A 12,670-nucleotide genomic window follows, 5' to 3' on the forward strand; every position below is an offset into this window, starting at 1 on the left:
AACATCCGACCGCGTCAAACCCTCGAATGGGACACCCCAACTGAAAGACTGACCAAACTAATCGACGGTGTTGCACTAGCAAGTTGAAACCGCCCCCTCCTAAAGAGCGTTATCTGTACAAAAACTCGCTAGCGGTTGGCGCGGAACCGCTCTGGTGCCACCCCGCCGTCGACGATGTCCTTCAGAACCCGTCCAATGGCCGGGGTGAACTTGAACCCGTGCCCCGAGAAACCGGCGCCCACCACCAGAGGACCGAAACCGTCCAGCACGAAGTCCTCGTTGGGGGTGGTGGTGTAGGTGCAGCTGATGGGCACCGCGGTGGAAGGGTCGACGCCGGGGAGCCACTCCTCTGCGTATCGCACCAAGGCGTCGAGCTGCTGGGGGATGGGCTCAAATGTGCGCTCATCGGGGTCCATGACGGGTCCGACGCCGTGCCAGCCGGCCTTGACGCCCTCGCCGGGAGTGAGCATTCCGTAAACGGGGCTGAACCAGTATTCGTAGAGTTCGTTGTTCGGGTCGGGGTCGGGATTGTGGTTGAAGCTGGGCCACACCAGTGTGTTGTCAGTGGGGGTGAAGTGGGCCGGTTGCTCCTGCGTCACCACCATGGCTGGGAGCTTGACCAAGCCATCGAGGACTTTCGGGGTCCAGGCCCCAGCGGTGACCACCACGCGGTGAGCCGTGTATTCGGTGTCCTCCGTCACGACAACCACGGAATCGGCGCCGTCGACGCGGATGTCGCGGACCGGCGTCGAGTACTTGAAAACTGCACCCTGGGCCTCGGCTGATGTACGGAGTGCAACCAACGCATCCGCCGAACGGACCCGTCCCGAGCCCGGCACGAAGAGGACGTCCGTGGCGAAGTTCATGCCCTGCCAGCGATCGGCGGCCTCGGAGGCGGAGATGAAGTAACTTTCGATGCCGCGTTCCTGGTGCGCTTCCTGGACCAGTTCCAGCTTGGGGACGTTCCCGTGGTTCGCGAGCCCCACCAGGTCCAGCAGGGGTGCGCCGTGTTCGGCAGCGAGTTCGTCCCACAGGATTTTGGACTCGGCCAGGAGGTCCAGGTAGTCGGCCTCGGCGTAGGCGGTGTTGAAGTTGCGGGTGGCGCCGTGGGAAGCGCCGATGTGATGGCCTGCTTCGAACTGTTCCAGGAGGACTACCGATTTGCCTGCACGGGACAATTGCCATGCGGCCGCTGATCCCATCGCTCCGCCACCCACAACAACAACGTCAACCTGCATGCCCGCTCCATCCACAAAGTCCGCAGCTCCGACCAGAGCCACCTCTTATTCTGCCCCCACTCACCCAACTAGGGGACAGCACCTGCTCCAATGGGGGCTCAGTGCGACGTTTGCTGTCCCCTAGTTGGGTTCACGGGGGTCAGGCAGCCAGGCGGCGGCGCACCCATGCGGAGAACTGGTCCACCACGATGATCAGGACCAGCACAATCAAAATGTGAGTCAGCATGGAATCGAAGCGGAACGACTTGATGGACTGGTTGATCAGGAGACCGATGCCGCCGGCGCCCACCAAGCCCAGAACCAGTGACGAGCGCACGTTGACGTCGAACCTGTACAGCAGCAGGCCCACGAATTGGGGGATCACCATCGGCAGCGTGGCGTTGAATACCTGCTGGATCCGGTTGGCGCCCGCAGTCCGGAGCGCCTCCTGCGGCCCGGCGTCGATCTCCTCCATGGACTCAGCCCACAGCTTCCCCATGACACCGGTGTTGTGGCAGATCAGGGCGAGGACGCCGGCGAACGGACCAAGCCCCACGGCCGTGACGAAGATCAGCGCGAACACGATGTCCGGCACGGCCCTGAAAAAGGACAGCACCGACCGCGAGGCTTGGTACACCATCGGATGCGGGCTGGTGTTGCGGGCGGCCAACGCGGCCAGCAGCAACGCGGACGGCACCGACAACGTGGTACCAAGCAGGCCAATCCACAGGGTCACCAGCGTCGCGTCAAGCCCAGGCTTCAGCGTCCGTTCCCAGCTCAGGTCCGGCGGAAACGCGTCGCCGATGAACGCCGCCATGCCTTTCCAGCCATCCACCAGCAGCTCAGGTTTGAAGCCCGTCCCCTGAATGGCCACAGCGTGAAGGCCGACGACGGCGGCAACCACTGCCGCCGTCGTCATCCACCGCAGCGGCTTCTTCGGGCGGATCAGAGCCACGCGGGTCCTGCCATTGGGGTGCTGTTGCGCAACAGCGGGGGTCAATGCCTGGGGCGTCATGCTGCAGTGCTCCTGTCCGGGGCGTACAACGCGTTGAGGTGCTCGGCAGTGACGTCTGTTGAGGGAAGGTCAAAGCTCATGGATCCGTGAAGCAGCCCGATGGACCGGTCCGCGTAACGAAGGGCAAGATCCGGCTGGTGCAGGACAGCCGTCACGGCCAGACCCTCGGAGTGGGCGAGTTCGCGCAGCAGGCCCATGACCTGTTCAGCCGCGTGTGGATCCAGTGCGGAGACGGGCTCGTCGGCTAGTACGACGTCGGCCCGCTGGCAGAGTGCCCGGGCGACAGCCACGCGCTGCTGCTGGCCGCCGGAGAGCCGTCCGACGCGGTCGAAAGCGCGGTCAGCGAGACCCACACGGTCCAGGCAATCCAAGGCTTCCTGCTGGACATGGGTAGGAAAGAGCAAAGGTGTCAGCGACCTGGCGGTGGGGATTCGTGCCAACGCTCCTGCGCACACGTTGTCCAAGGCGGTGCGGCGGGGGACCAAGTGGATCTTCTGGAAAATCATCGCCGTGCGCTGCCGCGTCTGCTGGAGGTCCCGCCCCTGGAGGGTGTTCAAGGCGGAACCGCCGATGCTGATGGTTCCGGCGTCGGGAGCGGTGATGCCCATGACACAGCGCAAGGTGGTGGATTTCCCCGAGCCGTTGGCGCCGAGGAAGGCAACAAGCTCCCCAGCAGCTACGGAGAAGCCGACGCCTTGAAGAACGGTCCTGCCGCTGAAGGACTTGACCAGGCCTTGCACGGAGAGCGTCATCACAGATCCTTTTCCGTGAGGTTCATGGTCTTCGCGAGCTGGAACAGTGGCGTGTAGTTGTCCTTGGTGACCTCGAGAAGCGGCCCAGGAGGGGTGACGTCCAGGAACTCTCCTACCTTGGCAACGTCCTCCGGTGAGAGCGATAGGAAGGCATCCTTGACGGCTTTCTTGAAGGCCGGATCCGCGTCGCCCCGGACGGTGATCGGATCGTTTGGGATGGGGTCGGAAGTCCACACCTTGCGGTAGTCCTCTTGTTTGAAAGTGCCCGCTGCGATGGCCGTGGCGAGGGTCTGGGAGTTGATCTCGGCGGCGTCGACCTTGCCGTTGGTCAGCGCCAGCAGGGCTTCTGGATGGCCGCCGGTGTAATCCATCCGGAGGTCTGCATCTGCGATACCGGCCTCGCGAAGGCCGAAGCGGGGCAGGACGTCGCCGGAGGTGGAACCCACGCTGCCCAGGGCGAGGGACTTGCCCTTGAGATCGCCGATGGACTGGATCGGGCTGTCCTTGGGGACCCAGACTCCCGCCGTGTAGCTGCTGAGCTCCTTTTCGGCCGTGCCAAAAGACACCAGTGGCTCGGCACCGGCCTTCGAGTCGGCGAAGACGTAGCCGAGGGGACCGAACTGGCCCAGGTCCAGCTTGCCGTTGCGCATGGCCAGTACTTCGGCCGCGTAGTCCTCCACCACCTGTACGTTGACGGGGCAGTCGAGCTTCTTGGACAGTGCGTTGGCCAGTACGTCATAGGCGGGCTTGAGCTTGGCAGGGTCCTCGTACGGCTCGATGCCGAAGGAGATACCGCCGTTGGGGCAGGATGCGGACTCGGGTCCGGAGGAGGCGGACTCGGCTGGGCCACCACATGCCGTCAATGCCAAAGCTGAAGCGAGGGCAAGCGCGGAGCCGGTCAAGAGCGTGCTTTTCATGGGAATCCTTTTAAGTTGGGGGAGTCATTACAGTCGTGAAATGTTGCGATGTGCCAAGCCGAAGGAGAGGGTCATGCCAACGCCGGAAGTCACGGAGACCACTGTGACGCCGGGCTGGACGTCGCGGACCAGGAGCGGTGCGACATCGGAGGATGCATAGACGCCCTGCCATCTTTGGATGATTTCCAGGGGCGCACCGATCCGGGAAGAGATGTCGGAGTTGAGGGTCCTGGTCACGGATTCGTCCAGGAACGGATCAGCGGTGGGGTGGTAATGGTGCGAATCGCCCAGGATGATGGTTCCGTCGGGGCGCTGGGTGAACATGACGTTGGCGCCGATGTCCAGCAGCCCGGGTTGGTTGGCCCGGACCTCGTCGCGCAGGGCTGCGGCAGCCGGCATATCGGTAAAAGCGGGGTACCGGAGCATGGATGTCGCAGTCAGCACAGCAGGAGCAAACTCGACGCCGGAAGGTTTTGCCGCGAAGGACATCTGCAGGGCACAGCGCTGGATTCTGTGCTCAGCGGCGAGATCAGGAAACAGATAGTCCACGTCGTGCCCGACGCAGACGAACACGTGCTTGGCGTACAGCTCCCCACGGGAAGTCTGGACGGTGGTCACCTCGCCTTCGCGGCTGAAACCGAGCGCCGCTGTGTTCCAGCGAAGTTCGACGCCGGGCTGGCGGCCAAGCCACTCGGCCAACCTTGCGACGGTGGTGCGGGGATCTACGCGCAGGTCGTCCCGGAGGAAAGCACCGCCGACCAGGCCGGGCCAGGCGCCCTGGTGAGTGCCGCCGTCGTGCATTGCTTCTGTGCCGGAACCGAGCCGGGCGCGTGTGTCCGCTGCCGTGAGCAGCTGGACCTGGCCCGGTTCCCGGACAGCGGACAGTTCGCGCAGGACGGCGAGCTCGGCGTCCGTCCGGGCCAGGACCACGGCGCCAGCCTCAGCGGCCCAGAAGCCCGCCCGCTCGGCGAACTCCAGCCAATACTTCCTTGAGGTTTGTGCGAGTTCGTACAGTTCACCGGACTGTGCGGTGATGCAGCAGTGGCCGAAGTTGCGCACTGAGGCGCCAATGGCGTGATGGTCGCGCTCGACGATGGTGACACTCAGGCCGTTGGCGACCGCGTGGGCTGCATGGGCAAGGCCGACGATGCCGGCGCCAATAATGACGACGTCGGTGGCTCGCCTGGCGTTGTCGGCGATGGCCGTGGTGGGGGTGCTTGGGTTGTTCACACCATTGACCTTGGCGGTACCGGGAAGTGGAATCAAGCCAAAATGCGACTTGTATAGACAAGTTAATTCAAATTTAACCTCCGTTCACCTGATTTCGCGTGCTGTTCACTAAGCAAAGCCGATTTACAGCGGGATTCGTCGATTCCAACTTGTATGATCAACTCGTGAGCAACCAGCAAAACACGCCCCTCCACGTCCAACTCAGCGAGGAATTCATGCGTCGCATCACGGACGGTGAGTGGCCTCCCGGCTTCCAGATGCCCAGCGAAGCGGAGCTGTGCCGGGAGTTCGGAACATCGCGGGGGCCGATCCGCCAGGCGCTCGCCTTCCTGCGCTCGGAGGGTGCGGTGACGGGTGGGCGGGGACGACCCCCGATGGTGCGTTCGTCCGTGCCGTCGCAGTCGTTCTCAACGTTCAATTCGTTCACGGAGTGGGCCGTCGGTATCGGGCGAAAGCCGGGGCAGCGGACGCTGGAGGTAGCGCGCAGGGAGGCAAGTCCCGAAGCGGCCGAAGCCCTCGGACTGACTCCCGGGACCATGGTGGTGGAGCTCCTGAGAGTGCGTTCTTTGGACGAATTGCCCGCCATGATTGAACGCACCACCTTCATCCTGGAAGTGGGCCGGAAGCTGTTCGATTTCGATACCGATTCCGGTTCCATCTTCGCGTTCCTCAAGGGACAGGGCGTAGACCTGCACAGCGCACGGCACACCATCGACGCCGTTGCGGCCAGCGAGGAAGACGCCGAGCTTTTGGGACAACCCGAAGGAATCCCGCTGCTGCGCGAACGCCGGGTCACCCGCTCCGCTGACGGGCAACCCTTGGAATATTCAGAGGACCGCTACTTGCCCTCCCTCACCAACTTCACCATCGACAACACCGCGGAGCGCCGGGCCGCCCTGGTTCGCATTCCCACCGAAGGAGCCACTCCATGATCAAGCTAGTTGCCTGCGATATGGCCGGAACCACCATCGACGAACACGGCGACGTCTATGTTGCGCTTGCCCGCTGTGTGGAAGAAACCGGGGTGTCCACAACACCCGAGGCTGTGCAGGAGTGGATGGGAGCGGACAAAGTCGAAGCCATCACTGCCCTCATCACAGCAGGGGGCGGAACGGCCGACCCCGCTACTGTCGGCGCTGCGTTCACACGCTTCAAGGAACTGCTCGCCGGGTTCTACGACGACAATCCTCCCGTCGCCCTGGAGGGTGTGGAGGAGGCCTTTCGCGAACTTCGGCTTCGGGGCGTGAAAGTCGCGTTGACCACCGGCTTCTCACGCGACGTCGCGGACCCCCTCCTGAAGCGGCTGGGATGGGGAGTTGGCCCCGGAGAGCTGCTGGACGCCGTCGTGTGTTCCGACGAAGTAGCCGCCGGCCGACCGGCGCCTTTCATGATTCATCGGGCCATGGAACTGACCGGGGTGCAGGATGTCCGTGCGGTCATCGCTGCGGGAGACACCGTGAATGACCTCGCCGCTGCCAACAACGCCGGGGTTTCCGCCGTCGGCGTTCTGACGGGGAAGCTCGGCCGCGAAGCGCTCGCAGCGCATCCGCACCACCGCATCCTCGCCGGGGTGAAGGACATCCCCGCGCTGCTCCATTCACCCAACTAGGGGACAGTACGTGCTCCACTGGAGGCTCATTGCGACGTTTGCTGTCCCTCAGTTGGGTAGCTGCGGTTGGGTTGGCGCGGCGACCGCGGGCATGGAAGATTGGAACCCGTGAAATTCCTTCACCCGTCACCCACGTCCTCTGCCCGCGGCATCACGATCCTGCGGGTGGTGTTTGGTGCGCTCGTCTTGGTCCACGGAATCCAGAAGCTCATGGCCGGCCACGCCGCGTTCGCAGCGTCCGTTGCTGCCATGGGTGTGCAGAAGCCGGAGATCGTGGCCTGGCTGGTCATCGCCGGGGAGGTTGGCCTGGGATTGCTCCTGGTCCTCGGGGCACTGACCCGTGTCGCCGGATTCCTTGCCGCGATCATGTTCGCGGGGATCTGGTTCGTGACCGAAGCCGGAAAACCCCTGCTCACGGACAAAGCGGGCGTGACTGCGGAGCTGCTCATCATCTACTTCGCGGTGTCTGTTGCTTTCGTCTTCCTGGGATCCGGTGCCTTCTCGCTGGACCGCAAGCTCGCCAGGCAGCCTGCCCGTCGGTGAACTTAACCTGGGCGCGTTAAATCAGCGGGCATCGTTGGGGTAGCGGACGCCCAGTTGCGAACGAACGCCGTCGAAGAGGCGCATCACGTGGATGGAGTCCTCCAACGGCATCACGGGACTCTCAAGAAGCCCTTGCTGGACACAGCGGGTCACCTCGCGCAGCTCGTAGGTGTAGCCGACGCCCACGACGTCGAAACGCTCGGTCCGCGGCTCGTCCCACCCGACGCGGACGAGCAGCTCGCGGGGATTGTTCACGGATCCCACTGTCTGGAGGAAGCCGAGGCCGCCCGCTACCGTGGCGGTCCTTGGCCCATGCGCCATCAGGGACGACGTCAGCTGCGCCTGTGCTCCTGTGTCGTAGCCCAGGGTCAGGGCGTTTTGGGTATCCACTCCGTCCTCGTTCAACGAACCGATTGCGGTGACCGACTGCGGAAAACCCAGCGTCCCCAAAGCCCAGAGCAGGGGATACACGGTGATGTCCAAGAGTGCTCCGCCGCCGTCGTTCAGGGCCCAGATACGGGCCGACGGATCATACGGTGCCGGGAAGCCGAGGTCCGCGCTGACCCACTGGAGCTCACCAAGCTCGCCGGAGGCAGCAATCTCGAACGCGCGCTGCATGCTGGGAAGGAACCGGCTCCACACGGCCTCCATGAAAAACACGTTCTGCTCGCGCGCAATCGCCGTCAGCTCCATGGCTTCACGGGCGTTGATGGTCAGGGCCTTCTCACAGAGGACGTGCTTCCCGGCGCGCAATGCGGCTGAAGCAATCTGGAAGTGCTGGGCATGGGGCGTCGCCACATAGACCACGTCCACGGCAGGATCGTCGAACAGACGCTGGTAGCCGGGAACACCGGCGTCGTCCCCGTACGCCTTCGTGAAGCCCAACGCGTGGGCGAAGGCGTCGGCGGCCGCCTGGGTGCGGGAGCTGACGGCGTAGAGCTCGGCATCCTCGAGCAGCGACAGGTCCTTGGAAACACTGTTGGCGATGTTGCCAGTCGAAACCACGCCCCAGCGCAATCGCCGGCCTGTGGCTGCCCGGGGATCCTGGTTGGTCTGGGAGGAAAGCCACGGCACGGCGATGGGGAGAGTCATGAGTCTCATCCTCTCATTACCGAAAGCGCCCGGAGAAAGCTCTGATAGCGTCCAGCGGGAAAACGTGGTCATTTTTTGGGGGAATTGTGGAAACGAATATTGGAAAGCCGTCGGCAGGCCCGCGAATTGCGTCAATAGTGCTCGCAGTGGTGGGGACGGTGCTTTCGCTACCGCTGGCAGCGCTAATGGGATTTTCCCTCGGCTTTTACCCGAGCCGGATGGAATGTACTAACGAAACGCTGGGTTCGGGATGCTACGAAGGTGATCTGCTGAACGCTGCCATCCTGTTTGCGCTCGTTTTCCTGCCTTTTCTGCTGCCGACAATCATCATTGCACTGCTCCAACGCAAGACCCGAAAATCCTCTGACCTCATGCCTCTGATCGTGCTGTGCCTCGTGCCCGGAGTTGTGATTGTCCTCTGCGCCGTTCTCGCTTTGGTGTCACCAGGCTCCCTCTGAAGCCCGACACAGTAAGTACTCTGTCCGTCCCGGGAATGCCCGCCACCGGTAACAACCTCGTTTAGGCTGAGGGCAATCATCCCTCGCAGAGGTTCTGTGGGGAGTTACCGAAATGGAGCAGGGATGGGTATTTTTCGGCGTGTGATTTTGCCGGTTGCCTGGTTGTTGGTTTTCGCGATAATCGCCGTGGCTTTGGTCAAGATTGCCTTTGTGGATGGTTTGAAATCGGCGGCTTCGGAGCCCGCACCGCTGGCCCAGGTGGATATTCCCACGGTCCCGGCGACCAGGGCCACCGTCACCAACACCGTCCAGATCAAGGGGACCGTCCAAAGTGACCCGGCCGAAGCCGTCCGCAGCACATCGGCGGGGAAAGTGGTGCAGGTTTTCGTTGACCAAGGCGCCACCGTCGCCAAGGGAGACGCGCTATTCCAGGTCAAGGCGGAGCGCGCCGTCGCCGCCGCCCAACCGCCTTCCCAGGACGGTCCCGCAACTGCCGCCAAACCCGTGTACGACTACTTCAACATCCTCGCCCCACGTGCCGGCACACTGCAGCAGCTCACCACGCTCGTGGACCAGCAGGTCAGCGTGGGGGAGTCCGTTGGAAGAATCGATCCCGGTACGTACACAGTGGCCGGCCCGGTTTCCGCCGCCCAACAGTATCGCCTCCTGGGCAAGCCCGGTCCCGCCGAGATCGCGCTGGTGGGTGGACCGGCTCCGTTCCAGTGCGCCCAAGTGACCCTCAAGAACAACGCATCCGACGACGGCGGGGCCTCCTCGGGCGGTTTGGCCTCCGCTGGCGGGGGAGCCGGTATGGCAGTCGGCGGAGCCATTGCCGGACCCGGTGGAGGTTCCGGGACCCAACCGGACGGGGGCGGCAACCCGACGGGGACCATCAGCTGTGCGGTCCCGGCCAATCAGCAGGTCTTCGCCGGCCTGGGTGCCACCCTGACCGTGAGCGCCGGCGTCGCGCCTGATGTGGTGACGGTTCCCCTCACCTCCGTCAAGGGCAGCGTCAAGGACGGCATTGTGTGGGTTGCCAGTAAGGCAGGCGCCGGTGCTCCGGAGCAGCGCACCGTGCAGCTCGGTTTGAACGATGGCAACGTGGTTGAAGTGACGTCGGGGCTTACCGAGGGCGAACAAGTCCTCGAGTTCGTTCCCGGCGCCCCCGCTGCCCCGGAGCCCATGATGGGGCCCGGACAAGGCACCTACATTCCGGCGGGCTAAGCATGGACGCTACTGCTACCAAAGAAACCCTGGTCAGCCTTCGATCGGTCACGCGGTCGGTCACGCTGCCGGATGATCAACAGCTGCACATTCTTCGCGGCATCGACCTCGAGGTGCTCAGCGGGGACCATACGGCGATCGTGGGTCGCTCCGGCTGCGGCAAATCAACGCTGCTCAACCTCCTCGGCCTGTTGGATGTCCCGACTTCCGGCGAGCTCGACTTCATGGGCCAACCATCGCAACGGCTCAGCAGCAACGCCCGGGCCCGGCTGCGGGGCTCCACGGTGGGTTTTGTCTTCCAACAGTTCAACCTGCTGCCGGGTCGCAGCGCCGTGGACAACGTCATTACTCCGCTCTTCTATGCCCAGGGCAGGGAGTTCCGCCGCCGCCGCGAACTCGCTATGGACATGCTGGACCGGGTCGGGTTGTCCGCCCGGGCGCACACGATGCCCAACATGCTCTCAGGCGGTGAACAGCAGCGCGTTGCCATCGCACGTGCGCTGGTTCGCCGGCCGAGGCTCATCCTGGCCGATGAGCCAACCGGTGCACTGGACGTGGAGACCGGCCAGGCTGTCATGGCATTGCTGGACACAGTTGCCACGGAAACGGCTGCCGCCTTGGTAACAATTACCCACGACACCAACGTCGCCGCACTTGCCCGTGCTTGCTACCGGCTCGACTCCGGGGTACTGGCTCCGCTGGCTCCGCTGGCGCTCGCAGAACCGCTCGCAGAACCACTCGCAGAGTCAGGAGCCCACGCATGACAGGCTTCATATCAACGCTGGTGGAAGCGTGGCAGGAACTTCGCATCAACAAAGTCCGCATCCTCTTGGCGCTGCTGGGGGTGGCCCTGTCCGTGGCGGCGCTGACGTCCGTGGTGGGCCTCGGCAACCTCGCCCGCGAAGGCATGAAGGTGCAATCCGAGCGCGACGGCGGCCGCGTGGCAACCTTGACATTGAGCGTCAACGGTCCGTCCTCTCCTGATGCTCAGGAACTGGACAAGGTCTACGAAGGTATTCAGCAGCGCTACGGAATCACCACCTCCACCCACGTGGGCCGCACCCAGACAGGCTTCCAATTTCCCCGCGGCGTGACAGCCGTGAACATGACCATCGTTGACTCGGGCTACGGCATCATCCACCGTGTGCCGCTCACGCAAGGTAAATGGTTCGAAGCCGACGACGACCAAAGGCTGGCCCCCGCCATCGTGGTCTCGGAAGCCTTTTACAACCGGGCCGGCAGGCCAAACCTCGCTACCAATCCCACAGTTCGCATCCCCGGTGACCTTCCGGCGACGGCGGTGATCATCGGCGTCGTACCTGACACCTGGCCTGACACCCCACCCGCGGCCTTCATCCTCACAAAGGGCGCAGTCATGACCGGGATGAAACCGGACATGTCCGAGTTCAAACTCTGGGTGGGGGAGGAACAGGCAGGCGCCCTGCAGTCCGCGATCACTGCAGACCTGCAGGGCCAATTCCCGGGATATTACGCCCAGGCCCAACGCGTTGACTACGCGGCCTATGGTGATCCGCTGGGGCCTGCACAGTGGATCGTCGGCGGCGTAGCCGGACTGGTGCTTCTTCTTGGAGCCGTGGGAATGCTCAACATTTCCATGGTCACAGTGCGTTACCGGGTCCGCGAGATCGGCATCCGCCGCAGCTTTGGCGCCACTTCGGGCCGAATCTTCGTGGGGGTCATGATGGAGTCCGTGGTGGCCACCGCGGTAGCAGGGCTCGTGGGCGTCATGGCGGCGATCGCCGTGGTGAAGAACCCATGGATTCAATCGAAGGTGGCCCCAGGCCTGACGGAGTACCCGCCGTTCCCCATCGATGCCGCGCTATTGGGCTTTGGAGCGGCGGTCCTTGTGGGCGCACTCGCCGGAGCCATTCCCGCGCTCGTGGCGGTGCGCGTCAAGGTCATCGACGCGATCCGCTTCTGACCTCCTCGGTCAGCCTGCCCTGTTGAAGGCGGAAGCAGCGTTCCGTTTTCTGCGCGAGGCTGCGATCGTGCGTGACCACCAGGATGGTGGTGTTATGGTCACGGCTCAGCGAGCTTAGAAGTTCGATGATGTGCTCACCGGTCTGCTCATCAAGGTTGCCGGTGGGCTCGTCCGCCAGGATCAGTTTGGGTTCGTTCGCCAGCGCCCGCGCGATCGCCACACGCTGCTGCTCTCCGCCGGAGAGCCGGTTGGTCCGGCGCGAGTGTTTCTCCGGATCCAGCTGCACCTGTTCCAGCAACTCCTTGGCGCGCTTCAGCCTGGACGCCTTGCGGATCCCGGCGAACTCCATGGGAAGCATGACGTTGTCCAGGGCACTGAGGTTGGGGATCAGGTTGAACTGCTGGAACACGAACCCGATGTCCCGACGCCGGTACTCCGTCAGTTTGCTGTCCGGCAGCCCTGCCAGGCTGACGCCATCGACGACGACGTCCCCTGAGGTGGGTTTGTCCAGCGCGCCCAGGAGGGACAACAGTGTGCTCTTGCCGCTGCCGCTCTTGCCCACGATCGACGACAGCGAGCCCTTTTCCAACTCGAAGCTCACGCCGTTGACGGGCTTGATGGTCCGGTCACCGGACTTGAACTGACGGACCAGGTCCTTGACTTCAATCACG

At 63.8% G+C, this 12,670-nt stretch carries 14 protein-coding genes; 7 read left to right on the plus strand and 7 right to left on the minus strand.

The window, feature by feature from the left end; translation table 11 throughout:
• Positions 1 to 128: 128 nt before the first annotated feature.
• The 5 genes from ACFVSI_RS20395 to ACFVSI_RS20415 form a co-directional block, all read right to left on the minus strand.
• Positions 129 to 1,238, minus strand: a complete 1,110-nt coding sequence (locus tag ACFVSI_RS20395; RefSeq protein WP_387827794.1) for an FAD-dependent oxidoreductase — start codon at positions 1,236 to 1,238, stop codon at positions 129 to 131.
• A gap of 139 nt (positions 1,239 to 1,377) precedes the next feature.
• Positions 1,378 to 2,232, minus strand: a complete 855-nt coding sequence (gene phnE, locus ACFVSI_RS20400) for a phosphonate ABC transporter, permease protein PhnE (RefSeq protein ID WP_387827797.1) — start codon at positions 2,230 to 2,232, stop codon at positions 1,378 to 1,380.
• Complete coding sequence (locus ACFVSI_RS20405; protein WP_387827800.1) at positions 2,229 to 2,984, minus strand: phosphonate ABC transporter ATP-binding protein; 756 nt, start codon at positions 2,982 to 2,984, stop codon at positions 2,229 to 2,231. The genes phnE and ACFVSI_RS20405 overlap by 4 nt, the downstream gene beginning before the upstream one ends.
• A complete protein-coding gene (locus tag ACFVSI_RS20410) occupies positions 2,984 to 3,901 on the minus strand; it encodes a phosphate/phosphite/phosphonate ABC transporter substrate-binding protein (RefSeq protein WP_387827803.1) in 918 nt (305 codons plus the stop codon). The genes ACFVSI_RS20405 and ACFVSI_RS20410 overlap by 1 nt, the downstream gene beginning before the upstream one ends.
• A gap of 27 nt (positions 3,902 to 3,928) precedes the next feature.
• A complete protein-coding gene (locus ACFVSI_RS20415; protein ID WP_387827805.1) occupies positions 3,929 to 5,167 on the minus strand; it encodes a TIGR03364 family FAD-dependent oxidoreductase in 1,239 nt (412 codons plus the stop codon).
• A gap of 128 nt (positions 5,168 to 5,295) precedes the next feature.
• Between ACFVSI_RS20415 and ACFVSI_RS20420 the strand changes: the two genes are divergently transcribed.
• The 3 genes from ACFVSI_RS20420 to ACFVSI_RS20430 all read left to right on the plus strand — a co-directional run bounded on the left by ACFVSI_RS20420 (position 5,296) and on the right by ACFVSI_RS20430 (position 7,283).
• Positions 5,296 to 6,063 carry a GntR family transcriptional regulator gene (locus ACFVSI_RS20420; RefSeq protein WP_387827808.1) on the plus strand — a complete coding sequence of 256 codons (768 nt, stop codon included), beginning with the start codon at positions 5,296 to 5,298 and terminating at the stop codon, positions 6,061 to 6,063.
• Positions 6,060 to 6,740 carry a phosphonatase-like hydrolase gene (locus ACFVSI_RS20425; protein WP_387827811.1) on the plus strand — a complete coding sequence of 227 codons (681 nt, stop codon included), beginning with the start codon at positions 6,060 to 6,062 and terminating at the stop codon, positions 6,738 to 6,740. Before ACFVSI_RS20420 ends, ACFVSI_RS20425 begins: the two co-directional genes overlap by 4 nt.
• Before the next feature lie 108 nt (positions 6,741 to 6,848).
• Entirely contained in the window at positions 6,849 to 7,283 is a 435-nt protein-coding gene (locus tag ACFVSI_RS20430) for a DoxX family protein (RefSeq protein WP_387827814.1), read from the plus strand.
• Between the two features lie 21 nt (positions 7,284 to 7,304).
• Here the strand turns inward: ACFVSI_RS20430 and ACFVSI_RS20435 are convergent, their stop codons facing one another.
• Positions 7,305 to 8,375 carry a Gfo/Idh/MocA family protein gene (locus tag ACFVSI_RS20435; RefSeq protein ID WP_387827817.1) on the minus strand — a complete coding sequence of 357 codons (1,071 nt, stop codon included), beginning with the start codon at positions 8,373 to 8,375 and terminating at the stop codon, positions 7,305 to 7,307.
• Between the two features lie 218 nt (positions 8,376 to 8,593).
• Between ACFVSI_RS20435 and ACFVSI_RS20440 the strand changes: the two genes are divergently transcribed.
• The 4 genes from ACFVSI_RS20440 (at position 8,594) to ACFVSI_RS20455 (ending at position 11,999) form a co-directional block, all read left to right on the plus strand.
• A complete protein-coding gene (locus ACFVSI_RS20440) occupies positions 8,594 to 8,833 on the plus strand; it encodes a hypothetical protein (RefSeq protein ID WP_387827820.1) in 240 nt (79 codons plus the stop codon).
• A 123-nt stretch (positions 8,834 to 8,956) separates the two neighbouring features.
• Positions 8,957 to 10,057: a biotin/lipoyl-binding protein gene (locus ACFVSI_RS20445; protein WP_387827823.1), complete on the plus strand. Its 1,101-nt coding sequence runs from the start codon at positions 8,957 to 8,959 to the stop codon at positions 10,055 to 10,057.
• Between the two features lie 2 nt (positions 10,058 to 10,059).
• Positions 10,060 to 10,821, plus strand: a complete 762-nt coding sequence (locus tag ACFVSI_RS20450) for an ABC transporter ATP-binding protein (protein ID WP_387827826.1) — start codon at positions 10,060 to 10,062, stop codon at positions 10,819 to 10,821.
• The gene (locus tag ACFVSI_RS20455) at positions 10,818 to 11,999 is read left to right on the plus strand and encodes an ABC transporter permease (RefSeq protein ID WP_387827829.1); all 1,182 of its coding nucleotides are present in this window, start codon (positions 10,818 to 10,820) and stop codon (positions 11,997 to 11,999) included. Before ACFVSI_RS20450 ends, ACFVSI_RS20455 begins: the two co-directional genes overlap by 4 nt.
• On the opposite strand, the gene ACFVSI_RS20460 is transcribed toward ACFVSI_RS20455, so the two are convergent.
• Positions 11,977 to 12,669: an ABC transporter ATP-binding protein gene (locus ACFVSI_RS20460; RefSeq protein WP_387827832.1), complete on the minus strand. Its 693-nt coding sequence runs from the start codon at positions 12,667 to 12,669 to the stop codon at positions 11,977 to 11,979. The two genes, ACFVSI_RS20455 and ACFVSI_RS20460, sit on opposite strands and share 23 nt — an antisense overlap.
• Position 12,670 lies beyond the last annotated feature (1 nt).

The organism is Paenarthrobacter sp. NPDC057981 (genome assembly GCF_042886835.1).
GTDB lineage: Bacteria > Actinomycetota > Actinomycetes > Actinomycetales > Micrococcaceae > Arthrobacter.